Below are 22,664 nucleotides of genomic sequence, written 5' to 3' on the forward strand. Positions count from 1 at the left end.
CGGCTTCCGCAGCCTCCGGCTACAGGCGGGCGGCCAGTTCGGTGCCCTGGCGGACGGCGCGCTTGGCGTCCAGTTCGGCGGCGACGTCGGCCCCGCCGATCAGGTGCGCGCTGATACCGGCCTCGGCCAGGGCCTCGTACAGGTCGCGGCGCGGCTCCTGGCCGGTGCACAGGACCACGGTGTCGACGGGCAGGGTGCGGGCGGTGCCGTCCACGGTGATGTGCAGGCCCTCGTCGTCGATCCGGTCGTACGAGGCGCCCGCGACGGTGGTGACCCCGCGGTGCTTGATCTCGGCGCGGTGGATCCAGCCGGTGGTGGTGCCGAGGCCGGCGCCGACCTTGGTGGTCTTGCGCTGGAGCAGGTGCACGCGGCGCGGGGCGGCGGGCCGCTCGGGGGCGGTCAGGCCGCCGCGCTGCCCGTACGAGGTGTCGACGCCCCAGTGCCGGAAGTAGACCTCGGGGTCCTGGGCGGCGCCCTCGCCGCTGTCGGTGAGGAACTCGGCCACGTCGAAGCCGATGCCGCCGGCGCCGAGGACGGCGACGCTCGCGCCGACCGGGGCCCCGTCGCGCAGCACGTCGAGGTAGCTGACGACCTTGGGGTGGTCGACGCCCTCGATCTCGGGGATGCGGGGGGTGACCCCGGTGGCGACGACGACCTCGTCGTAGCCGCTCAGCAGCGCGGCGTCGGCCCGGGTGTTGAGGCGGACCTCGATGCCGTGCTCCTCCAGCTGGGTGCCGAAGTAGCGGATGGTCTCGTTGAACTCCTCCTTGCCGGGGATGCGGCGGGCGATGTCGAGCTGTCCGCCGATCCGGTCCGAGGCCTCGAACAGGACGACCTCGTGGCCGCGTTCGGCCGCGGAGACGGCGCAGGCGAGGCCGGCCGGGCCGGCGCCGACGACGGCGACGCGCTTCTTGAGCCGGGTGGGGGCGAGCACGAGCTCGGTCTCGTGGCAGGCCCGCGGGTTGACCAGGCAGGAGGTGATCTTCCCGCTGAAGGTGTGGTCGAGGCAGGCCTGGTTGCAGCCGATGCAGGTGTTGATGGTCACGGCCCGGCCGGCGGCGGCCTTGTTCACGAACTCGGCGTCGGCGAGGAAGGGACGGGCCAGCGAGACCAGGTCGGCTCGGCCCTCGGCGAGCAACTGCTCCGCGATCTCCGGGGTGTTGATGCGGTTGCTGGTGACCAGCGGCACGCTCACCGCGCCCATCAGCTTGCGGGTCACCCAGGTGTAGGCGCCGCGCGGGACGGAGGTGGCGATGGTGGGGATCCGGGCCTCGTGCCAGCCGATGCCGGTGTTGATGATGGTGGCGCCCGCGGCCTCGATCTCCTTGGCGAGGGAGACGACCTCGTCGAAGGAGGAGCCGCCGGGGACCAGGTCCAGCATCGAGAGCCGGTAGATGATGATGAAGTCCTCGCCGACGGCCTCGCGGGTGCGGCGGACGATCTCCAGCGGGAAGCGGACGCGGTTCTCGTACGAGCCGCCCCAGCGGTCCTCTCGGCGGTTGGTGGCCGCGGCGATGAACTCGTTGATCAGGTAGCCCTCGGAGCCCATGATCTCGACGCCGTCGTATCCGGCGCGGCGCGCCAGCCGGGCCGCGCGGACGAAGTCCTCGACGGTCTCCTCGACCTCGGCGTCCGTCAGCTCGTGCGGCACGAAGGGGCTGATGGGCGCCTGGAGGGCGGAGGGGGCGACCAGGTCCTTGTGGTAGGCGTACCGCCCGAAGTGCAGGATCTGCATGGCGATCCGGCCGCCCTCGGCGTGCACCGCGCCGGTGATCACCCGGTGCTCCTCGGCCTCCGCCTCGGTGGTGAGCCGGGACCCGCCCTCGAAGGGGCGGCCGCGGTCGTTGGGGGCGATGCCGCCGGTGACGATGAGCCCCGCGCCGCCGCGGGCGCGCTCCGCGTAGAAGGCGGCGAGCCGCTCGAAACCGCGCTCGGCCTCCTCCAGGCCGGTGTGCATCGACCCCATGATCACCCGGTTCGGCAGGGTGGTGAAGCCGAGGTCGAGCGGGCTCAGCAGATGCGGGTACTGGCTCATCGGGGGCGCCTCCTCGCGCGGTGGTCCTGAGCCTGTTGTACCGACCGGTAACTAGTTTTGCAACTAGGTGCAGAATCGAGGAGCCCCCGGTCTCGCCCCCGCTCCCGCCGAAGGGCCGCCGCAGCGCGCCCCCCGGCACACCGCCGCACCGACCCCTGTGGCGGGGTTCACAGCCGCGGCGGGGCGGACGGGAGCCGGGGGGCGCCCTCCGTGGCCCGTGACCACCTGTTGTTACGATGCGCCCCAGCTCGCTCCCTCCGGAGCCCCGGGCAGGTGGGGGCACCGTGCGCGGCGCCCCTGAGGCAGTCCGTACGCACGCACGTCCCGGGGGGACCATGCACCACCAGCCCATGTCCCGACGCCTGCTCACGGCCGCTGCGGTCGCCGCGCTCGCGGGCACGTCCGCCGCCCTGCCGGGCGCGGCAGCGGCCTCTCCGGCGGCCGGCAGCACTCCGGCCGTACGGCCCGCGGCCGTGCCGCGCATCGCCGCCGGTGCGGAGGTCCTCACGGCCGGGCGCACCGGCTTCCTCGCCCACGAGACCGGTACGGGCACGCTGGCCTGGACGCGCTACTCGGACGGCCGGCGCACCGCCGTCGGGCAGGTGCCGCGCACGAGCACCCTGTACCGGTCCGCGGGCCCCTCGGACCTCGTCGTCACCGGCGCGTCCGGCGCCCCGGCCTCCGACCGGGACACCGTGCTGACCGTCCGCGACATGGCCTCCGGCCGCAGGACCGCGGTGGACCTCACGGCCCTGGGCGGGTACCGCTACGTCGAGGCGGCCGGGTCCGTGCTGGTCGTGGTCCGCGCGGGCGCCTCCGGGGCCCCGGTCAACCTGGTCGACGTGTCCGGGGCCCAGCCCCGGCTGCGCCCCGTCGCGGGTGTGCCCGCGGGGGCCCGGGCCGTGCGCGCGGGCCAGGGAACCGACGGCGCCCTGGTCCTGGAACTGTCCATGCAGGCGGCCCCGGAGACCCGCTACGCCGTGGTGGACACGGCCACGGCCCGGGTGACCGAGACGCGCACGGCTCCCTTCGCCTGGGGCGATACGTCTCTTTCCGCCGGGCACCTCGCCTGGTCCGGTTCCCTCGAAGGGCGTTCGGACGCCGCGGCCCTGAGGGTTTCCGCCCGGGGTTCGACAGCGGTGGCGACGATTCCGACGGACAAGGCGCGGGAGCGGCTGCTCGGCTTCGCCGGGGACTGGCTGGTCCACGGAACCGAGTCCGCCGCGGACAGCTTCCACAGCGGGGACGCGCTGCGCGCCCGGCCCGCCGCGGGCGGCCGGGACCGGGTCGTCCTCGCACACGCGAGCTCGCTGACCGCGGCACCCGGCGGCGCCCTGCTGGCCGTCGGCGGTACGTACGACCGCGGTGAGGGCCTGTACCGGATCGCGCCGGGCCCGGACGGCGCCCCCGTCGCCACGCTCGTGGCCTCCTCCGGAGCGCCGACGGCCCTCGCCGTGACGGCGACGGAGTTCCCCTCCGGCGCCCGCTGGGACCAGGGCCCTTCGTGGCCGCTGCGCTGGCGCCTGTCGCGGACCCGCGCGGAGGGGGAGGTCACCCTGCGGCACACCGCTTCGGGGGCCTGGATGCAGTTCGGCTTCGACAGGTCGGACGTAGACGTCTCGAAGCGGGTGACCGTCGACTGGGACCGCACGGCGATCGGGCCCGCCGGCCCGGTCCAGGCCCCCACCGGAACGTACACGTGGACCATGAGGGCCAAGCCGCTGCCGGGAACCGGGCCCGAGCTCGTGACCTCCGGGTCCTTCACGCTCGACCGCCGGCCGACCGTGCACGACTTCACCGGCAACGGCTCGGCGGACCTGCTGGCCCGGGACGCCGCGGGACGGCTGTGGCGGCAGGACACCGTCGCCTGGGGCGGCGGGCTGACCCACGGGCCCGACCCCCGGCAGGTGCCCGGCCCCTGGGCCGGCCGGGAGGTCACCGCGGCCGGGCTGCTCGCCGGGGGTCCGGCCGCCGACCTGGTGTCCCGCGACCGCGCGGGCGTGCTGTGGCTGCACACCGGCAAGGGCCACGGCACCTTCGCCGCCGCCTCCCGGATCGGCGCCGGCTGGGGCGCCTACGACCGCCTCACCGCCGCTTCCGACCTCAACGGCGACGGGCGGACCGACCTCCTGGCCCGGGACCGGTCCGGCGTGCTGTGGCTGTACAAGGCCACGGGCAGGACCGCGGCCCCGTACGCCGCGCGGACCCGGATCGGCGCGGGCTGGGGCGCGTACGACTCCGTGACGGCCGTCGGGAACGTGGCCGGAGGGGCGGCGGGCGACCTCGTGGCCCGGGACAAGGCGGGGGTCCTCTGGCTGTACCTGGGCCGCGGGGACGGTTCCTTCGACACCCGGATCCGGGTCGGCGCCGGCTGGGGCTCCTTCCGGGACCTCGTGGGAATCGGGGACCACGACGGCGACGGCAGGGACGACCTGCTGGTCACGTCCGGGCCTTTCGAGGACCACCACCGCGACGAGGTGTCGTACGTGTACCGGGGCACCGGCAACTGGCGGGCCCCCTTCGCCCCGAAGGCGGAGGCGGACCGCTTCTTCGGCGGGGACCCGGACACCACGTCCGTGCTCTGAGGTCTGAAGCGTCCGGCCGGTGCGCCGGTCATGCGGGGGCCCGCCCCCGCCTGACCGGCGGTCCCCGCTCCCCGACCGGTCGGCGCGCTACATCCGGTACTGGACCTTCTCGGCGAGCCTGCCGTCCTTGAAGCAGAAGCGGAACACGTCCTCGCCGCCGGTGGCGCCCTCGGCGTCGGTCTCGGCCACGTACCAGGAGCAGGTGGTGCCGGCCGGCTGGGCGGGGCCGCCGTCCTTGAGGGCGCCCTTGATGAAGGACTCGCCCGAGGGGAGCTTGCCGCGGACCTCGGCCTCGGGGTCGCCGACCTTCACGGCCGCGTAGACCTTGGGGTCGATGAGGGTCTCCCCGACCGCGTCGACGGCCTTGAAGAGGCCGAAGCCGAGGAGGGCCAGGATGCCGAGGCCGAGGACCCCCGCCACCGCACAGCCGATCAGACACCCGTTACGCCGCTCAGACACGCCCGTTCCCCGTTCCCTCTGCTTCGCTCGTTCGCCGGACCGTCGTTCGGTTCCGACGCTCCGACTTTCGCAGGCGGGCGGGGGCGGGCGTGTTCTCGAAAGTCGCGGTCGGGCGCAACGAACGTCTTCGGCCGGTCAGACCAGGTCGCCGGGGTCGGTGTTGGCCCCGCACAGGACCACGGCGGTCCGCTTGCCGTACGGCTGCGGCGCGCCGAGGACCGCGGCGTAGGCGGTGGCCGCGGCGTGTTCGACGGCGATGCGGTGCCCGTCCCACAGCAGCTGCCGCGCCGCCCTGATCGCGGAGTCCGGTACGAGCACGGTCTCGACGTCCGGGTTGCCGAGGGCCGCGGCCAGGGCGGCTTCCGAGACGCGGCGGGCGCCGAGGGCGTCGGCGGCGACCGAGTCCACGGGGACGTCCACCGGCCGGCCCGCCTCGACGGCCGCGTGGAGGCAGCGGCAGTTCTCGGGCTCCACGGCGACGACCCGCACGCCGTGTTCGCGGGCGGCCGCGGCCACGCCCTCGAAGAGCCCGCCGCCGCCGACCGAGACCACGACGGCGTCGAGGCCGGGCAGCCGACCGCGGATCTCGTCGACCAGGGTGCCCGCGCCGGCGGCCACGAGCCGGTCGTCGTAGGCCTGGCCGAGCAGGGCCCCGCTGCCGGCCGCGAACTCCCGGCAGGCGGCGACCGCATCGGCGTACTCCGCACCGGCCCGGCGCACTTCGGCGCCGTACGCGCGCAGGGCCCGCACCTTCACCGGCGGGGCGCCCTCGGGCAGGAACACGGTGGCGGGCACCCCCTCGCCGCGGGCCGCCCAGGCGCAGGCCAGCCCGGCGTTGCCGCCGGAGGCGATGGCGACGCCGGCCGCGGGGAGGGTGCCGGCGGCCCGGTGGGCGGCGATGAAGTTGCGGGCGCCGCGGGCCTTGAAGCTGCCGGTGTGCTGGAGGTATTCGAGGGCGAACCAGGTCTCGCCGCCGGCTCCGCCTGCCGGGGCGGGGGCGGGGGCGAGGGCGACGGGGCGGATGCGGCCGGCGATCCGGTCCGCGGCGGCGCGTACGTCGGCGTAGCCGAGCTGTTCCATGGCGCTCTCCTGGGGGTGGGTGCGGGGGTGCGGTGGACCGCGGGCGGCTCGGGGCGGGGGCTTGCGGCGGGCGGCTGGCGGCGGGCCGGTTCAGGCGGTCGGGTCGGCGGCGCGGATCAGGGCGCGCAGGGCCTCGGCGTGGACCCCGTGGTCCGTGAGCGCGGGCAGCAGGGCGGCGGTGTGCCCGCCGAGCACGGGGAAGCGCGCCGGGTCGAGGGCGGCGAGCGCCGCCCGGGAGGCCTCGGCGGCCCCCTGCGGGTCCCGGTGGTCGACGAAGGCGGCGCAGCCGAGGGTGAGCAGGTACATCTGCCGGTAGACGGCCATGGCGCGGGCCGGGTCGAGGCCCGCGGCGAGGCTGTCGGCGAGGGCGGGCTCGACGAGCCGGGCGAGCAGGTTGCGGCCGAGCCAGGGGCGGCTGCCGCGCAGGGCGAGGAGGCCCGGGTGGGCGGTGAGCAGCCGGTAGAGGGCGGTGAAGCGCAGTTCGCAGCCCTCGGCCCAGCCGGTGCCCGGGGGTACCTCGGGCAGCCGGGCCGCCAGGTGGTCCGTACAGAGGTCGAGGAGTCCGGCGAGGTCGGTGCAGCGGCGCTGGACCGTGGCGTGGGAGACCTGGAGCCGCTCGGCGAGGGCGCGGAAGCTGAGGGCGGCGGGGCCCTCCTCGTCGATCAGACGGAGGGCTGCTTCGGCGATGGCCCCGGGGGTGGCCCGGTCGAGGGCGGGTGAGCTGCGCGGCATGAGATACAACGTATCTTACGTCGTATCTGAACGGAACGCCGATCCGCACCCGCATCCGCACCCCGGCGTGCGGGGCCGGGGCCGGATCCCGTTAGCCCAACGTTCCCCTTCCATGCACCCGATTGCATCCACTCCGCCGCGCGCGGGGCGTGTCCTGCGGGGACGCATTGGACACTGACGCAGCGTCACCTTCCCCAACCCTCCCCTCCCGCTTCCGCTCCCCCCTCCCGCCCACTCCCCCGCCGGACCATCCGCCCCTGCGGGATCCGGCCGACGAACGGTGCGATGCGTGCGAACGATCCCCCTGCACAAGGCCGTTGCGGCCTCGGTGCTCTCCCTGTGCTGTCTGGCCCTCGGCTCCGGTCCGGCGGCCCCCGCGGGCGCGGCGGCCGCCGCGGCGCCGGGGCCGGCCGCCGCGGGCCTCCCCGCCCCCCCGGGCGCCGCCGCCCGGCCCGCGGCCTTCGACGACTCCGCGGCCGGGGCCGCCCTCCGGCGGCTCCTGCCGCGGCACGCGGCGCAGTTCACCCTCCTGCCCGCGGTGCGCGCCCCGGGGGCCCAGGACTCGTTCACGGTGTCCGGGCGGGCCGGCGCGATCGTGGTCCGCGGCACCACCCCGGCCACCCAGCTGACCGGCGTCGGCTGGTACCTCCAGCACGTGGCCCGCGTGGACATCGGCTGGCCGGGCGACAGCCTGGACCGGCTGCCCGCCCTGCTGCCCGCCGTGCCCGCGGCGGTCAGCCGCACCGCACGGGTCCCGCACCGGTACGCACTCAACGACACCGACGACGGCTATTCGGGCGCGTACCGCGGTTTCGCCGCGCACCAGCGCCAGATCGACCTGCTCGCCCTGCACGGCGTCAACGAGGTGCTGGTGCAGGTCGGCGCCGAGTACCCGTACTACAAGGCGCTCCAGCGCTTCGGGTACGGAGCGGCCGAGCTGCGGTCCTGGATCCCGGCGCCGGCCCACCAGAGCTGGTGGCTGCTGCAGAACCTGAGCGGTTTCGGCGGCCCGGTCACCGAGCGGCTCCTGGCCGGGCGGGCCGCGCTCGGCCGCCGGGTCGCGGACCACGTCCGCTCGCTGGGCATGACCCCCGTGCTCCAGGGCTTCTACGGGACCGTGCCCGCCGGGTTCGCGGAGCGCAACCCCGGGGCGCGGACCGTTCCCCAGGGCGACTGGGCCGGTTTCGAGCGGCCCGACTGGCTGGACCCGGCCGGGCCGGTCTTCGCGGAGCTGGCCGCCGCCTACTACGCCGAGCAGCGGGCGCAGTTCGGCGACAGCGCGATGTACCGGATGAGCCCGCTGCACGAGGGCGGGGCCGTCGGGACCGTGGACGTGAAGGCCGCGGCGGGGGCGGTGCAGGCGGCGCTGGACGCCGCGCACCCCGGGGCGCTGTGGGCCGTCCTGGGCTGGCAGGACGACCCGGTGAAGGAGCTGCTCGCGGGGGTGGACACGAAGCGGCTGCTGATCCTGGACGGGCTGTCGGACCGGTACAACAAGATCGACCGCGAGGAACGCTGGGGCGGGGTCCCGTACGCCCTGGGGACCATCTACAACTTCGGCGGGCACACCACGATCGGCGCCAACACCTCGGTCTGGCTGAGCCGTTACGAGGACTGGCACGCCAAGCCCGGCAGCGCGCTGCGCGGGACCGCGTACATGCCGGAGGCCACGGGCACCAATCCGGCGGCCTTCGACCTGTTCACCGACCTGGCCTGGGAGCCGGGGCCGCTGGACCAGAAGGCCTGGTTCGCGGACTTCGCGGCGCGGCGCTACGGGGGCGCGGACCCCCATGCGGCGGCCGCCTGGGACGCGCTGCGGCGGGGGCCGTACAGCAGTCCGGCGGGCTGGTGGTCGGAGGCGCAGGACAGCCTGTTCTCGGCGCGGCCGTCCCTGACGGCGGAGACGGCCGGGCACTGGAGCCCGAAGGTGATGCGCTACCCGCCGGCTACGGTGCGCAGTGCGCTGGGCTCCCTGCTCGCGGTGGCGCCGGAGCTGCGCGGGTCCTCGGCGTACCGGTTCGACCTGGTGGACGTGGCACGGCAGACGGTGGCCAACCGGTCGCGGGTGCTGCTGCCCCAGATCCGGGCGGCGTACGGGGCCGGGGACCTGGCGCTGTTCCGGGCCCGGGTCGCGGACTGGCAGGAGTGCGAGCGGCTCCTCGCCCGCATCACCGCGGCCGACCCGGAGTTCCTGCTGGGGAGCCGGCTGGCGGCGGCGCGGTCCTGGGGCTCCGACCGGGCGGAGCAGGACCGGTACGAGTACGACGTGCGCTCGCTCCTGAGCACCTGGGGCACCCGGAGCACGAGCGAGGGCGGCTTCCTCCACGACTACGCGAACCGCGAGTGGTCCGGCCTCGTGGAGGAGTTGTACGCCCCGCGCTGGGCGGCGTACTTCGCTTCGCTGGACCGGGCGCTGGCGACGGGGGCGGCGCCGCAGGAGATCGACTGGTTCGCCTTCGAGGACGCCTGGGCGCGGCGGACGACTGCGCACGCGACCGTCCCGCGGGGGGACGCCTACGCGATCGCCCGTTCGATCGCCGATGCGATCAAGTGAGGGGAGGTCACTCCTCCGTGGGAACTTCCGCTTCTGGCGCCGGAGTTGGCGGGGCCGTGCGGTTTGACTGTCGGACGGCAGGCTGCGGACGGCAGGTGGCGGGCGACGGACGGCGGCAGGGAGCGGGCATGTCGGAACAGCAGGGTCGCACCCCGGGGACGGGCGGCGCGGCGGACGAGCGGGCCGGGCGGGTCGTGGCCGACGCCCTGGAAGGCGTCATAGGCCTGCACAAGCGGGGTCCGCTCCCGCGGCCGGCCGCGGACCGGATCCCGGCCCAGCTGGCCTCCCGCCAGGCCCGCCGCGCGGCCGCCTTCCGCTCCGCGCCGCGCCAGGCTCCGTAGGCCGTCCCTTCCGGATCCCGGCGGGCCGGGCTGCGCACGTACGCGGCCCGGCCCGGCCGGGATCTCAGCACGCCGGGCCGCCGGCGTACCGGCGGCCCGGGTTCCAGGGCAGGGCGCTCCCGGGGGCTGTCCCGACCCCCGGACCCCGCCCCCCCCGGGGGGATTCCGAAGACGGGGTGACCAACCCCTACCCATGACCTGTCACATGTGAAATATTACCTGCGCTTCGCACGTCCCACGCACCGAAAGGACACGTACGTTGCGCAGACTCCTCGCGGCAGGAGCGGCGATATCCCTCGCCCTGCTCACCGCTCCCGCGCTCGCGGCGACCCAGGAACCGCCCGCCGCGGCACCGCCGCAGGCACCGGCGGCCTCCGGCCCCTCCCACGCCGAGGCCCCGCCGCCGGCCCCGCAGGAACTCCAGCGCCAGGCCCTGCGCCGGCAGGCGCTGGAGCAGGTCGCCGCCGGACGCCTGAAGAAGGCCTCCGCGAACGGCGCCCTCCCGCAGCGCGTCAAGGTCGGCAAGCAGTACGTCGAACTGGCCCAGCAGCGCAAGGACAAGATCTTCGTCATCCTGGCGGAGTTCGGCGACAAGGTGGACAACACCACCCAGTTCGAGGGCAAGCCGCGCTTCGGCGGCACCCCCGGCCCGCGCCACAACTCCATCACCCGCCCGCCCAAGGCGGACAACCACACCATCTGGCGCAAGGACTTCGACCGGTCCTACTACCAGAAGCAGTTCTTCTCCGCCGAGGCCGGCGCCCCGAGCCTGCGCAACTACTACCGGCTGCAGTCCTCGGGCCGGTACGACATGGACGGCTACGTCTCGGACTGGGTGCGGCTGCCCTGGAACGAGGCCCGGTACGGCACCGACAACTGCTCCGAGCCCGGCCAGTGCCGGACCAACTGGGACATGATCCGCGACGCCACCAACGCCTGGTACCACGGCGAGCGCGCGAAGGGCCGCACCCCCGCCGAGATCAAGGCGGAGCTCGCCGAGTACGACGTGTGGGACCGCTACGACGCGGACCGCGACGGCAACTTCAACGAGCCGGACGGCTACCTCGACCACCTGATGGTCGTGCACGCGGGCAAGGACCAGACCTGGGGCGGCGGCGACCAGGGCAAGGACGCCGTGTGGGCGCACCGCTGGTTCGCGTACTGGAACCAGGCCGGCGCGGCCGGTCCCGAGGGCAACAAGTCCGGCGGCACCCCGGTCGGTGACTCCGGGATCTGGGCGGGCGACTACCTCACCGCGGGCGAGAACAGCGGAGTGGGCCTGTTCGCCCACGAGTTCGGCCACGACCTCGGCCTGCCGGACCTGTACAGCTCCGACGGGGACAACAGCGTCAACTACTGGTCGCTGATGTCCGCCGGCTCGTACCTCGGCAAGGGCCGCAACACCACCGGCGACTTCCCCGGCGACCTGGACCCGTGGAGCAAGCTCCAGCTGGGCTGGCTCGACTACACCGAGGCGGACGCGGGCCGCAGGACGCGGGCCGTGCTGGGGGTCTCCGGCTACAACACCGAGGACCCGCAGGCGCTGCTCGTGCACCTGCCGCCCTCGGTCACCCGCACCGACCTCACCGACCCCGCCGAGGGCGGCAGCCAGTGGTGGAGCGGTACCGGCGACTTCATGGACAACACCCTGAGCCGGACCGTGGACCTCACCGGCGTGCCCGCTTCGGCCGGGACCCGGCTGGAAGCCCGCCTGTGGCACGACATCGAGCAGGACTTCGACTTCCTGACGGTCGAGGCCTCCACGGACTCCGGCCGCACCTGGACGGCGCTGCCCGGCACGGCCGGCGGCTCCCCCATCCCGGCGAAGGGCATCAGCGGCACCTCGGCCGGCTGGACGCAGCTCTCGGTCCCGCTGGACGCGTTCGCGGGCGCCCCGGTGCAGCTGCGGCTGCGCGTGACCTCGGACAGCAACACCCACGGCAAGGGCGTCACCTTCGACGCGCTGAAGATCGCCTCCGGCGGCCGCGAGCTGTTCGCGGACGGCGCCGAGCAGGGCGCCAACGGCTGGACCGCGGTCAAGTGGTCGCGCACCCAGGGCCGTACGGGCATCGCCGAGCACCCGCGGGCGTACTTCGTCGAGAACCGCCGCCACGTCGGCTACGGCGCGTACCTCAAGACCGGCCCGTACAACTTCGGCTGGGGCTCCGACCCGGTCCGCAAGGACTCCGTGGAGTTCTACCCGTACCAGCAGGGCGTGCTGATCTGGCTGTGGGACACCGCCTTCAGCGACAACACCACGAAGGCGCACCCCGGTTCGGGCATGCTGCTGCCGGTCGACGCCCGGCCCGAGGCGCTGCGCTACACCGACGGGACCCCGCTCAACGCCCGCGCGCAGACCTTCGACGCGACCTTCTCCCTCCAGCCGAGCGACGACGTGGTCTTCCACCGCAACGGAGTTCCGGTCCTGGTGCCGGAGCGCGCCGGGGTCCCGGCCTTCGACGACCGCAACGGCGTGTACTGGAACGCCGACCTGCCGCAGGTCGGCGTGAAGGTCCCCGACACGGGCACCCGCATCACCGTGGTCAAGGAGGCCGCGGGCGGCAGGGTCACCACGGTCCAGGTCGGCCCCTCCCGCTGACCCCCGCACGGCCCGTACCGCAGCTCTGAGCCCCTCCGGGGCCCCCGCCGCAGCCCGCGGCGGGGGCCCTGCCGCGTCCCGGCCGCCCGGCGCGGGCGCGCGGCCGGTCAGCCGTCCGCGCGGGCCGCCCGCACCCCGGGGTCGCGGCGCATCAGGGCGGCGTACAGACCCGCGGAGACGAGCATGCCCGCGGGCAGGGACAGGTCCGTGCCGCCGAGGGCCGCCGCGACCGGGCCCGTGTAGAGCGTGTTCACGCAGAGGGCGGCGGCGGTGACCCCGGCGGTGAGGGCGAGGGCGCCGGCCGGGTTGACCCCGCCCCGGTACCAGTACGGGCTGCCGCGGGTCTCGTCGCCCAGCGCGTCCCCGTCGTAGCGGCAGCGGCGCAGCAGGACGTCCGCGGCGTACACCGCCGTCAGCGGGCCGACCAGGACGACGATCAGCCGCAGTGCGCTGCCGACGGTGTCGAGCAGGCTGGAGGCGAGCAGCCCGTACAGGGTGAGGGCGACCGCGGCGGCCCCGTCGAACAGGACGCTGACCGTGCGGCGCACGCGCAGCCCGACGGCCTGGAGGGCGAGCCCGGCGCTGTACGCCGTGAGTGCGTTGATCGAGACGGTGCCGAGGACCAGGGCCAGCAGGAAGAGGGGGTAGAACCAGCCGGGGAGCAGGGCCTGCAGTGCGCTCTGCGGGTCGGTCATGTCGACGGCGGTGGCGGCGAGGGCGCCCGCGGAGCTGACGGCGATGCTGGGCAGGAAGGCACCGAGGGCGGTCCAGCCGGCCACGGCCCGCCGGGGTGAACTCCGGGGCAGGTAGCGGGAGAAGTCGGCGCTGGTGGTGTACGAGAGCGGGCCCGAGGCGGTCAGCGTGGCGCCCGCGACGAGCACGGCCCACAGGGCGGTGCCGGAGAGCGGCTGCGCGGGCCGGTACCCGAAGTCGGCGCGGCCGAGGACGCCGAGGGCGACCACGGCGAAGGCCGCGGCCAGGACCAGGGTGATCGGCAGGTACAGCTTCATGATCGTGGCGTGGCCGTAGACGCTGATGGCCAGCGTGAGGGCGGCGATGACGATGACGACCAGGACCTTGACGGCGGTGGTGGGGACCGCGCCGGCCTGCTCCACGAGGGCGAAGGCGGCGGCCGCGGCGGCGGCCAGGTTCAGGGCGAAGTAGCAGACGGAGACGAGCCAGCCGCCGACCGCGTTGTTCACGCGGTTGCCGACCACCCCGTAGACGGCCCGGGTGATCACCTCGCTGGGGGCGCCGGCGGCCGGGCCCGAGGTGGCGAGCAGGCCGGTGAGCAGCCAGAAGAGGTTGCCGACGACGATCACCGACAGGGCCTGCCAGAGGGTCAGGCCCATCAGGACCAGCGCGCCTCCGACGACGAGGCTGAGGTAGTTCACGTTGGCCGCCGCCCAGACGGGGAACAGGTCCCGCGGCCGGCCGTGCCGCTCGCCGTCGGGGATCCGGTCGATGCCGTGGGCCTCGATGCGGGCGGCCGGGCGGGGGAGCTGCGGGGCGGCGGCCGCGGCGGGGTCCGGGTCCGGGCCGGGAGCCGGCGGCCTGCCGGGGTCCGGGGGTATCGGGCCGGGGTCCGGGGGCGTCCTGCGGCACGGATCGGGAAGCGCGGACTCCATGGGTACCTCCGGGTGCTGGGCGGGCCCGTCTCACTTGCTTATTGGTCGCACACTCAATAGTGTCGGCAGCATGCCGTCAAGCGTCCCGCGCAAACGAGTTCGCAAAACCCCGGAGGCCCGGCGGGCCGAGATCACCGCCGCGGCCGCCGCCCTGGCCCTGGCCGAGGGGCTGGAATGCCTCACGCTGCGCCGGGTGGCCGACGAACTGGCCGTGCAGCCGGGGCTGATCAGCCACTACTTCCCCGCCGTGGAGGACCTGGTGGCCGAGGCCTTCGGCGCCGCCGCCGGCTCCGAACTCGACGCCCTGCTCCCAGCGGCCCCGGGGAGCGCCCCGGGGGACAGCCCGGGGGCCGCCGCGCCGGCGCCCACCGCCCGGCTGGCCCGGTTCCTCGCGCTGACCTCGGGCGAGGCCTACGACGGCATCAGCCGGCTGTGGCTCAACGCCCGGCACCTCAGCCGCTACCGCCCGGCGCTCCAGGAGCGGGTCGCGGTGCAGGAGGCCGCCTGGCGGGGCCGGATCGAGGAGGTGCTGCGCGAGGGCGTCGCACGCGGCGAGTTCCGTACGGACGACCCGCACGTGACCGCCATCCAGATCCTGGTGGTCCTCGACGGCCTCAGCGCCCGCGCCAACTCCGCCGACCCGGCCGGCGGCCGCGACCACGACCGCCCCGCGGCCGTGGCCCGGATGGCCGTCACCACGGCGGAGCGCGAACTCGGCCTGCCCTACGGCGCGTTGACCGCCGGTCCGGACGGCACGGACTGACCGCGCCCGGACCCGGACCGCATCCGCCGTACCCCGTCCCGACCCCGGACCCCCGACCCCGGACCCCCGACCCGGGGCCCCCGACTCAACCCCTCCCCCGCCCCGTACCCGGAGGCCCCCGTGCCCGCGCACCACCCCCCGCTCGTCCTGCTCAACGCCCGGCTGCTCGACCCCGTCACCGGGACCCTCCTGCAGGAGACCGCCCTGGCCGCCGCCGGGGGCCGGATCACCGCGCTGGGCGGGGACCGGGACGTCCGCACCCAGGCCGGTCCCGGCGCCACCGTCGTCGACCTCAAGGGGGCCGTGGTCACCCCCGGTCTGGTCGACGGCCACATCCACCCGGTGACCGGCGCCGAGCTGACCCACGGCCTGGACCTGTCCGCGTGCACCGACGTGCCCGCCGTACGGGAGGCCCTGGCGGGGGCGGTCCGCGGACTCGGGCCCGGCGACTGGCTGACCGGCTGGGGCCTGGACCCGAACGCGTTCGGTGACGGCCCCGTCTCCACCGCGCCCTTCGAGGCGGTGCTCGACGGCGTCCCCGCCCTGCTGCTGCTCTTCGACGCCCACTCCGCGCTGGCCAGCCCCCGCGCCCTCGCACTGGCCGGGGTCGACGGCCCCCGCCGTTTCGACCAGGCCTCCGCCGAGGTGGTGTGCGGTGCCGACGGCCGCCCCACCGGGCTGCTGCTGGAGGACGCCGCATGCGAACTGGTCGAGCGGATCGCCCCGCAGCCCACCCGCACGGAGCGCCTCGACCGGCTCGCGGCGGCCCTGGACCGGATGGCGGCCGCCGGGCTGACCGGCGGCCACGCCATGGACGCCAACGGCGACAGCCTCGACTTCTACCGGGAGCTGGACACCGTCGGCCGGCTGCCGCTGCGCCTGCGGGTCTCCCCCTGGTGCCAGCCGGGCACCGACGCCGACGGGGTCCGCGCCCTGATCGCCGGACAGGGCGCGGGCGGCGCCCTCTGGCGCACCGAGGGCGTCAAGATCTTCATGGACGGGACCATCGACAACGGCACCGCCTGGCTCGAACAGCCCGACTGCCACGGCGAGTCCGCGCACGCCTTCTGGCCCGATCCGCAGGTGTACACCCGGATCGTCGGCGAACTGCACCGCGCCGGGGTGCCCACCGCCACGCACGCCATCGGGGACGCCGCGGTACGGCACGTCCTGGACGCCGTCGCGCAGGCCCGGGCGGGCGACTCACCGGGCGCGGCCCCCGTCCGGCACCGGGTCGAGCACATCGAGACCGTGCCCGACGACACCCTCGCCCGCTTCGCGGAGCTGGGCGTCACGGCCTCCATGCAGCCCACCCACTGCTGCGAGTTCACCCGCGCCGACCACACCGACAACTGGTCGCGGCGGCTGGGCGAGGAGCGGGCCTCGCGCGCCTGGCGGTGCCGCGACCTGTGGGACTCGGGGGCGAACGTGGTCCTCGGCTCGGACTGGCCCATCGCCCCGTACCCGCCGCTGGGCGTGATGGCCGGCGCCCGGCACCGGCGCCCCGGCCGCGACCTGACCCGCGAACCCCACGGTCCCGAACAGGCCCTGACGGCTCTTCAGGCGCTCCAGGGCATGACCGTGAACCCCGCCCGGGCGGCGGGCGAGGAGCACGAGGCCGGGCGGCTGGCCCCCGGGTACCGCGCCGACCTGACGGTGTTCGCCGACAGCCCGCTGACCACCCCGGCCACCGAACTCGCGGCCCTGCCGGTGCTGTTCACCGCCGTGGCGGGCCGCCCCACGCACCGGGACCCGTCGCTCTGACGGGTGGGGTGGCCCGGCCGGTCCACCGCGCCCGCGCCGCCGAACCGGCTACAGGAGGAGCGGGTTGGGCAGCGGCAGGTAGTGCGGGGCGATATCGCGGGCGTCCAGCCAGCGCGAGAGCAGGTTCGCCTTGCCGGGGACGGTCGGGGTCCGCAGCAGGGCGTCGAGTTCGGGCCGTGCGGCCCGGCGGGCGCTGCGGGCGAACTCGGCGCGGGCGGCGGGCCACAGCCGTCCGGCCGCCGCCGGGTGCCGCCGGGCCAGGGCGCCCGCGATCTCGGTGAGGTTGTTGACGACCAGGCAGTACACGAGCCGCTGCCAGGCCTCCTCGCGGGGGTTGCGCGGGACCGCCCGGACGCCCTCCCCGTCGCGGAGGACCACGTGGACGGGCAGGCCGTCGGCGTCGACGGCGACCAGGGTGTTCTGGAGGTGGCACTCGACGGCGATGCCGTACCGGGCGTAGGCCCCGAGCACGGGCCGGACCACGCAGTGCAGGTACGCCGCCCACCAGCGCAGCGGGTCGGCGGCGCGGTCCAGGGGGCTGCCATCGAAGCCCTCCGCGAGGGCCGCAGCGAGGACGGCGGAGGTGCCGGGGGCGAGGCGGCCGCCGAGCCCCTCGCGGATCAGGACGGGGAAGGTCTCCTCCAGCCCGGCGACGGTGCGGTGGCCCGGCTCGTCCAGCCAGACGGCCGCCCCGGGGGAACCGGCTCCGGCGGGGTCCCGGTCCGGGCGGGCCGCCAGCTCGCGGAAGGCCCGGGCCGCCAGCGGGCCGGTCTCCCGGACGTGCCGCAGCTCGTACTGCGCGATGCGCCGCACGGCGTTCGTGATCTGCACGTCGAGGCTGAACTTGAGGAACAGGTCCGCGCCGGGCGCGGCCCCCGGCCGCTCGGGGCCGCCCGGCACGTGGACGGTGCGTACCGAGGCGGTGGCGGCGGCCTCCCACGGGGTGGTGCCGAGCCGGACCAGGCGGCCCTCGGCGAAGGCGCGCCGGACCTCGGGGCGGTGCCGGTTGAGGGCGAGCTGCCAGGGGTGGGCGGGCAGCAACCGGTACCCGGGCGGGGCCTGGCCCAGGCCGTCGAGGGCGCTGGTGTCGCCCGCTTCGGCCGCGCAGTCCTCGCGGACCCCCAGCAGGACCAGGGGGAAGCGCCCGCGGGCCTCGGGGGCGTAGCGCAGCCAGCCGGCGGGCGGGCCCGCAGTGGAGGCCTTGGGGGCAGGGTGGCAGGGGTGGCCCATGAGCAGGGCCTGTTCGGAGCGCAGCCACAGGTCGGCGGGCGGGGTGGTGCGGGCGCGGGCGGCGAGCAGGGCTTCGAGGACCTCCCGGCTTGCGGCCATCTCCGCGCCCATGGAGGGGTTCTGACGGCCAGTCAGTGCGGACATCTCGCGTGCGGCGACTGCGACCAGGTCCGGATGGGCGAGGGGCCGCCAGCGCCCGCCCTCCCACAGCTCGGGCCCGTACGGCCGTACTCCGCCGTGCACCCTCAGCAGCCGGCCCGTGGCCCGCAGCCGGTACACGGGCCGCGGGTCCGGGAGCCCGCCGCCGACCGGCCCCCCGCCACCCCGGGCGGGCGGGGCGCCTGCCGGGGCGCGGGCCGGCGCCGTCACCGCGCCCGCTCCCGCAGCCGCGCCCGCACCCGTCACCGACAGCGGCACCGGCCCGCGCTCCGCCAGGCCGGGCAGCGCCGGGGGCGCGGGATCCGGCAGCAGGTCCGCGGATTCGCGCAGGAGGCAGTTGAGCAGGGGCGGGAGGGCCAGGGCCTCCGCCCCGCGGGCGAACTCCGTCTCCATCGTGTCCTCACAGTAGGTGTGACCGGAAGCTGGTGCGGTAGGACTCGCGTATGTCGCGCACGTGCAGCACCGACGCCGAGCAGACCCTCGCGGCGGAGCTCGCCGCCGTCCGTCCGGACCTGTCGGACGCCTACCTGGCCGGGCTGCCCGCGGCCCGGGCGGCCGTACTCGCCCGGCTGTGGCGGGCCCTCGTCCACGAGCCGGTGCCGTGGGTCGCGCAGCGGGCGGCCGGTTCCGGTGCGGTGCGCCTGCGGCTGGCGGACGGGCGGTGGCTGGCCGGGCCGCCCCCGGACCCGTGGGCGACGGGCACGTCGGTGGCCGCGGTGGAGCTGGGCGGTACGGCGTACTCCGATCCGGTGGGGCTGCTGGCGGCCCTGGAACTGCCGGGCGGCGGGGGTGCGTTCGCCGCCGAACTGGCGCACAGCGTGGCCTCCCTGTCCCTGTCCCGGGCCTCCGCCGCGGCTGCCGCCGTGACCGCGCCCGGGGCCGGCGCCGTACCGCCCGCGGAGCCGTGGCAGTGGGAGCAGCGGTCCGCCGACGGGCACCCGTACCACCCCTGCTGCCGCTCCCGCCCCGGCTTCTCGGCCGCCGAGCAGCTGGCGTACGCCCCCGAGCACCGGCCCGTGGTCGCCCTGCTGCTGGCCCCGGTGGCCGGGGCGGCCGTGCGGGGGGCCTGGCCCGCGGAGCTGCGGGAGGGGGCGGCGGTGCTGGTCCCGGTGCACCCCTGGCAGGCGGCGCACGTGCTCGCCGGGCGGACCCTGCGCCCCGGGCCAGCCGCGCACCCCCTGCTGTCGCTGCGGACCCTGCGGACCGGCCCGGAATCCGGCTGCGGGCTCGGCCCGGACCTGCATGTGAAGACCTCCCTGAGCACCCGGCTCACCTCCTCCGTGCGCGATATCTCCCCCTACTCCGTCGAGCACGCCATGGCCACCTCCGAGGTGCTGGAGCGGGTCGCGGAGCGGCTCGGCGGGCGGCTGCACATCGCCCGCACCCTGGCCGCGGCCGGTGCCGGGGACCCCGCGCTCGCGGCGGTGCTGCGCGAGTCCCCGTACCGGTACGCCGATCCCGCGGCCGGGGAGGAGGTGGTCCCCGTGTGCGCCCTGGCCGACCGGCTGGCGGCGTACCCGCCCGGGGAGCGGCTGGAGCGGATCGCCGGATTCGCACGGCTGGCCCTCGGGACCTGCCTGGAGCTGCTCGGCCTGGGGGTGGCGCTGGAGGCGCACGGGCAGAACCTCCTCGTCGTGCTCGGCCCCGACGGGCGGGCCCGCCGGCTCGTGTACCGGGACCTCGCCGACGTCCGGATCAGCCCGGCCCGGCTGGCCCGCAGCGGCCTCCCGGCGCCGGACCTGACCGGCCGGCTGCTGGACGACGACCCGGCCGCGCTGCGCCGGCAGTTCCTCGGCTGCCTGGTCGGCGGGGCGCTGGCCCCGCTGGCCGGGGACTCCGCGACGCTGGGGGCGGTGCTGGCCGCGGCCGTCGGGGACCTCGGCGCCGGGTACCCCGGGGGCGCCGAGGACCTGCGGGCGCTGCGCGGCGGGCCGCTGCCCGCGAAGGCCCTCACGCTGAGCCGGCTGGACCCGGACGGCGGGATGCGGTGGACGGCGCTGCCCAACCCGCTGGCGCCGGACGCCGGGGGGCGGGGCGTACCCGCGGGCGCGGCGCGCGGCCGGGGATAGGGCGCCCCTCCCGGCCGGGGTCCGGGTGGCAGGGCCCGGTCCCGCGGCTCCCGCCCGGCCGCCGGTGCCCGGCGCTCAGGAGGCGGCCCGTCCGGGGCGGACCGGGAGGGTGTCCACGCTGTTGCCGATGAAGCTCGGCTGGTGGACGAGCTCCCCGTCGGGCACGGCGAGGTCGAGGTCCGGGAAGCGCTCGAAGAGGCGCTCCAGGGCGACGGCGGCCTCCAGGCGGGCCAGCGGGGCGCCCGGGCAGTAGTGGGCGCCGTGGCCGAAGCCCAGGTGGCGGGCGGTCCCGGGGGCGCCGGCGCCGCGGGTCACGTCGAAGCGGTCGGCGCCGGGCCCGTACGTCCTCGGGTCGCGGCCGGCGGCGGTGTAGCCGGCGAGGACGGGGGTGCCCGCGGGGATGACGGCGCCGCCCAGTGCGAGGTCCTCGACGGGGTAGCGGAACGGGAACCAGCTGACGGGCCCGTCCCAGCGCAGCGTCTCGTCCACGGCGTCGTACCAGTCCGCCGCGCCGGAGCGGATCAGGTCGAGCTGGTCGCGGTGGGTGCACAGGGCGCGGACGGCGTTGGTGATCAGGTTGAGTGCGGTCTCGTGCCCGGCGACGAGCAGCAGCCGCAGCGTGCCGGCGAGTTCGGCCTCGGAGAGCCGGTCCCCGTCGGCCTCGCGGGCCGCGATCAGGGCGCTGGTGAGATCGTCACCGGGGGCGGCGCGCCGGGCGTCGGCGATGGCGCCGACCAGGCTGACGAGTTCGCGTACGGCGGCCGCCGCCTCGGCGGGGGCGGTGTCCGTGGCGACGATGACCTTGTTCGACAGCTCGTGCAGGCGGCCGCGGTGCCCGGGGTCCACGCCGAGGAGTTCGCAGATGACGGCCATGGGCAGGGGCAGCGCGAAGTGGCGGCGCAGGTCCGCGGTGCCGTCGGGGGACGCCCCGGCGGCCGCGGCGAGGCCGTCGAGCAGTCCGGCGGTGAGCTCCTCTATCCGGGGGCGCAGCTCCTCGGAGCGGCGGGCGGTGAAGGCGTTGCCGAGGAGGGCGCGCAGCCGCCGGTGGTCGGCCCCGTCGGCGGTGTGCATGCCCTGGGCTCCGGCGAAGGCCCGCAGCGGCCAGTCGGCGGGTACGCGGCCGTCGTGCAGTGCGGTGAAGTGCCGGGCGGCCTTGGCGGCGCCGGGGTGCGCGAGGAACTCGCGGAGCTCCTCGTACCCGAGGACGAGCGCCCCGGGCACCCCGCCCGGGAGGACGACCCGGGCCACGGGGCCTTCGGCGAGGAGGCGCGCGTTGAGGGCGTGCGGGCAGCCGCCCGCCGGGTCGATGCGGTGCGGCGCGGGTGCGGATTCGTCTGTCACTCCATCAACAGTGCGGCCTCGGCGGGGGATTCATCAAGACCCGCTCCGGTCTGCGACGGTGTTCCCATGGAGTCCCTGCACGTGGTCCTGGCCACCCCGCTGCGCACGGTCTGGTCCGGTGAGGCGCGATTCGTCCTCGCCCGCACCCTCTCGGGCGATCTCGGCCTGCTGCCCGGGCACGAACCGGTCGTGGCCCGTCTCGCGGACGGCGGCCGGGTGCTGGTCCGGCCGGTGGACGGGGAGGCGGTACGGGTGGCGGTGAGGGACGGGGTGCTGTCCCTGGACGGGGACCGGCTGTCCGTACTCGCCCTGGAGGTCTCGGCGGCGGCGGACGGCGGGGCGGGAGACGGCGGGGCGGCGGGCTGAGTCCCCCGCCGCTCCCCTGTGCCCTGCGCCCTGTGTCCTGCGCGCCGCGCCCTCAGACCGTGAAGGGCCGCTGCCGGAGGAAGGCGGTGCCCGGCTGCCCCGCCAGGTAGAGGTTCGGGCTCTGGGTGGCGGGCAGCCGCTGCTGGATCCTGCGGTGGAAGGAGCGGTGGCCGCCCCGGAAGGCGCCCTCGTCCCAGACCTCGAGCAGCGCCCCGGTGAAGGCGCCGTTCACCGGGCCGTCGGAGGCCACCTGGTTGTCCTGGCAGGCGGAGATCAGGAGGGCGGCGGGCTCGGCGGCCCCGTCGCGGCCGCTGCGCAGCCCCCGCTGCACCTCCGCGAAGAACTCCCGGTCCCGCTCCCAGATCCGCTGCTGGCGCAGCTCCGGCATGAGGCGGACGGCGGCCGGCAGCTGCTCGGGGTCGCTGGTCTGGAACTGGGCCTCCATCGCCACCGGGTTCATGATCTCCCGCAGGGACTCGATGCCGGTGCCGCTGTGGCAGCAGTCCAGCAGGGCGAGGATCCGGACCCCCTCCGCGAAGCGGCCGAACTCCGCGTACAGCTCGTCGTCGAGGAACTGCCGGTCGTAGAGGACGAGCGTCTCGTCGAAGGAGTCGGCCTCCTCGTCCGGTCCGGGGGCGTCGGGCACCTGGCCGCCGTGGCCCGAGTAGGTGAGCAGCAGGATGTCCCCGCTGCCGAGGGCCGCGGCCGCCTTGCGCAGCTCCCCGGTGATGTTCTCCACCGTGCCCTCCGCGCCCGTGACCACGGTGTCGGAGAAGCCCGCGGTGCGCGCCAGGGCCGCCATGTCGCGGGCGTCGTTCTCGCAGGCCACGAGCCTGCCGTCCCAGCCGTCGTACTGCGCGGGGTCGACGGTGTTGAGACCGATGTGCAGGGAGAGTCCGGTGGGCACGGGGTGCCTCCTTGGGGGGCGGTGCGGTTGCGGGGGTCACGGGATGGGTTCC

16 protein-coding genes are annotated in these 22,664 nt (G+C 76.1%); 8 read left to right on the forward strand and 8 right to left on the reverse strand.

From position 1 onward, the window contains the following. Window positions 1–19: 19 nt before the first annotated feature. A complete protein-coding gene (locus ACZ7JZ_RS12620; RefSeq protein ID WP_470937004.1) occupies window positions 20–2,035 on the reverse strand; it encodes an FAD-dependent oxidoreductase in 2,016 nt (671 codons plus the stop codon). A gap of 350 nt (window positions 2,036–2,385) precedes the next feature. On the opposite strand from ACZ7JZ_RS12620, the gene ACZ7JZ_RS12625 reads away from it, so the two are divergent. After that, window positions 2,386–4,620 carry an FG-GAP repeat domain-containing protein gene (locus ACZ7JZ_RS12625; protein ID WP_470937006.1) on the forward strand — a complete coding sequence of 745 codons (2,235 nt, stop codon included), beginning with the start codon at window positions 2,386–2,388 and terminating at the stop codon, window positions 4,618–4,620. Window positions 4,621–4,707: 87 nt separating this feature from the next. Here the strand turns inward: ACZ7JZ_RS12625 and ACZ7JZ_RS12630 are convergent, their stop codons facing one another. From ACZ7JZ_RS12630 to ACZ7JZ_RS12640, 3 genes are all read right to left on the reverse strand, one after another. Then, on the reverse strand, window positions 4,708–5,079 hold the full coding sequence (locus ACZ7JZ_RS12630) for a hypothetical protein (protein WP_470937008.1): 372 nt from the start codon (window positions 5,077–5,079) through the stop codon (window positions 4,708–4,710). Window positions 5,080–5,214: 135 nt separating this feature from the next. Then, window positions 5,215–6,159 carry a serine/threonine dehydratase gene (locus ACZ7JZ_RS12635; RefSeq protein WP_470937010.1) on the reverse strand — a complete coding sequence of 315 codons (945 nt, stop codon included), beginning with the start codon at window positions 6,157–6,159 and terminating at the stop codon, window positions 5,215–5,217. Window positions 6,160–6,249: 90 nt separating this feature from the next. Continuing rightward, window positions 6,250–6,891 (reverse strand): TetR/AcrR family transcriptional regulator, encoded by a 642-nt coding sequence (locus ACZ7JZ_RS12640; RefSeq protein ID WP_470937012.1) that lies wholly within the window; start codon window positions 6,889–6,891, stop codon window positions 6,250–6,252. A gap of 289 nt (window positions 6,892–7,180) precedes the next feature. Here ACZ7JZ_RS12640 and ACZ7JZ_RS12645 point away from each other — a divergent pair, with 289 nt between their 5' ends. The 3 genes from ACZ7JZ_RS12645 to ACZ7JZ_RS12655 all read left to right on the forward strand — a co-directional run bounded on the left by ACZ7JZ_RS12645 (window position 7,181) and on the right by ACZ7JZ_RS12655 (window position 12,385). Continuing rightward, window positions 7,181–9,445 (forward strand): alpha-N-acetylglucosaminidase, encoded by a 2,265-nt coding sequence (locus ACZ7JZ_RS12645; protein WP_470937014.1) that lies wholly within the window; start codon window positions 7,181–7,183, stop codon window positions 9,443–9,445. 128 nt (window positions 9,446–9,573) lie between these two features. Continuing rightward, window positions 9,574–9,786 (forward strand): hypothetical protein, encoded by a 213-nt coding sequence (locus ACZ7JZ_RS12650; RefSeq protein WP_470937016.1) that lies wholly within the window; start codon window positions 9,574–9,576, stop codon window positions 9,784–9,786. 259 nt (window positions 9,787–10,045) lie between these two features. Further along, window positions 10,046–12,385, forward strand: coding sequence for an immune inhibitor A domain-containing protein (locus tag ACZ7JZ_RS12655; protein ID WP_470937019.1), 2,340 nt, complete (start codon window positions 10,046–10,048; stop codon window positions 12,383–12,385). A gap of 107 nt (window positions 12,386–12,492) precedes the next feature. On the opposite strand, the gene ACZ7JZ_RS12660 is transcribed toward ACZ7JZ_RS12655, so the two are convergent. Next, a complete protein-coding gene (locus ACZ7JZ_RS12660) occupies window positions 12,493–14,013 on the reverse strand; it encodes a purine-cytosine permease family protein (RefSeq protein WP_470937022.1) in 1,521 nt (506 codons plus the stop codon). Between the two features lie 70 nt (window positions 14,014–14,083). Here ACZ7JZ_RS12660 and ACZ7JZ_RS12665 point away from each other — a divergent pair, with 70 nt between their 5' ends. Both ACZ7JZ_RS12665 and ACZ7JZ_RS12670 read left to right on the forward strand, forming a co-directional pair. Continuing rightward, window positions 14,084–14,776, forward strand: coding sequence for a TetR/AcrR family transcriptional regulator (locus ACZ7JZ_RS12665; protein WP_470937025.1), 693 nt, complete (start codon window positions 14,084–14,086; stop codon window positions 14,774–14,776). 120 nt (window positions 14,777–14,896) lie between these two features. After that, on the forward strand, window positions 14,897–16,540 hold the full coding sequence (locus tag ACZ7JZ_RS12670) for an amidohydrolase (RefSeq protein ID WP_470937028.1): 1,644 nt from the start codon (window positions 14,897–14,899) through the stop codon (window positions 16,538–16,540). A gap of 48 nt (window positions 16,541–16,588) precedes the next feature. Here ACZ7JZ_RS12670 and ACZ7JZ_RS12675 read toward each other — a convergent pair whose 3' ends face one another. Then, window positions 16,589–18,322 carry an IucA/IucC family protein gene (locus ACZ7JZ_RS12675; protein ID WP_470937031.1) on the reverse strand — a complete coding sequence of 578 codons (1,734 nt, stop codon included), beginning with the start codon at window positions 18,320–18,322 and terminating at the stop codon, window positions 16,589–16,591. A 50-nt stretch (window positions 18,323–18,372) separates the two neighbouring features. On the opposite strand from ACZ7JZ_RS12675, the gene ACZ7JZ_RS12680 reads away from it, so the two are divergent. Continuing rightward, window positions 18,373–19,998, forward strand: a complete 1,626-nt coding sequence (locus ACZ7JZ_RS12680; RefSeq protein ID WP_470937034.1) for an IucA/IucC family protein — start codon at window positions 18,373–18,375, stop codon at window positions 19,996–19,998. Window positions 19,999–20,073: 75 nt separating this feature from the next. Here the strand turns inward: ACZ7JZ_RS12680 and ACZ7JZ_RS12685 are convergent, their stop codons facing one another. Then, window positions 20,074–21,339 (reverse strand): cytochrome P450 family protein, encoded by a 1,266-nt coding sequence (locus ACZ7JZ_RS12685; protein WP_470937037.1) that lies wholly within the window; start codon window positions 21,337–21,339, stop codon window positions 20,074–20,076. 66 nt (window positions 21,340–21,405) lie between these two features. Here ACZ7JZ_RS12685 and ACZ7JZ_RS12690 point away from each other — a divergent pair, with 66 nt between their 5' ends. Continuing rightward, complete coding sequence (locus ACZ7JZ_RS12690) at window positions 21,406–21,705, forward strand: F0F1 ATP synthase subunit epsilon (RefSeq protein WP_470937040.1); 300 nt, start codon at window positions 21,406–21,408, stop codon at window positions 21,703–21,705. 52 nt (window positions 21,706–21,757) lie between these two features. On the opposite strand, the gene ACZ7JZ_RS12695 is transcribed toward ACZ7JZ_RS12690, so the two are convergent. Continuing rightward, window positions 21,758–22,612, reverse strand: a complete 855-nt coding sequence (locus ACZ7JZ_RS12695) for a caspase family protein (protein ID WP_470937042.1) — start codon at window positions 22,610–22,612, stop codon at window positions 21,758–21,760. Between the last annotated feature and the right edge of the window lie 52 nt (window positions 22,613–22,664).

The sequence above is a fragment of the Streptomyces sp. NPDC038213 genome (assembly GCF_055600495.1).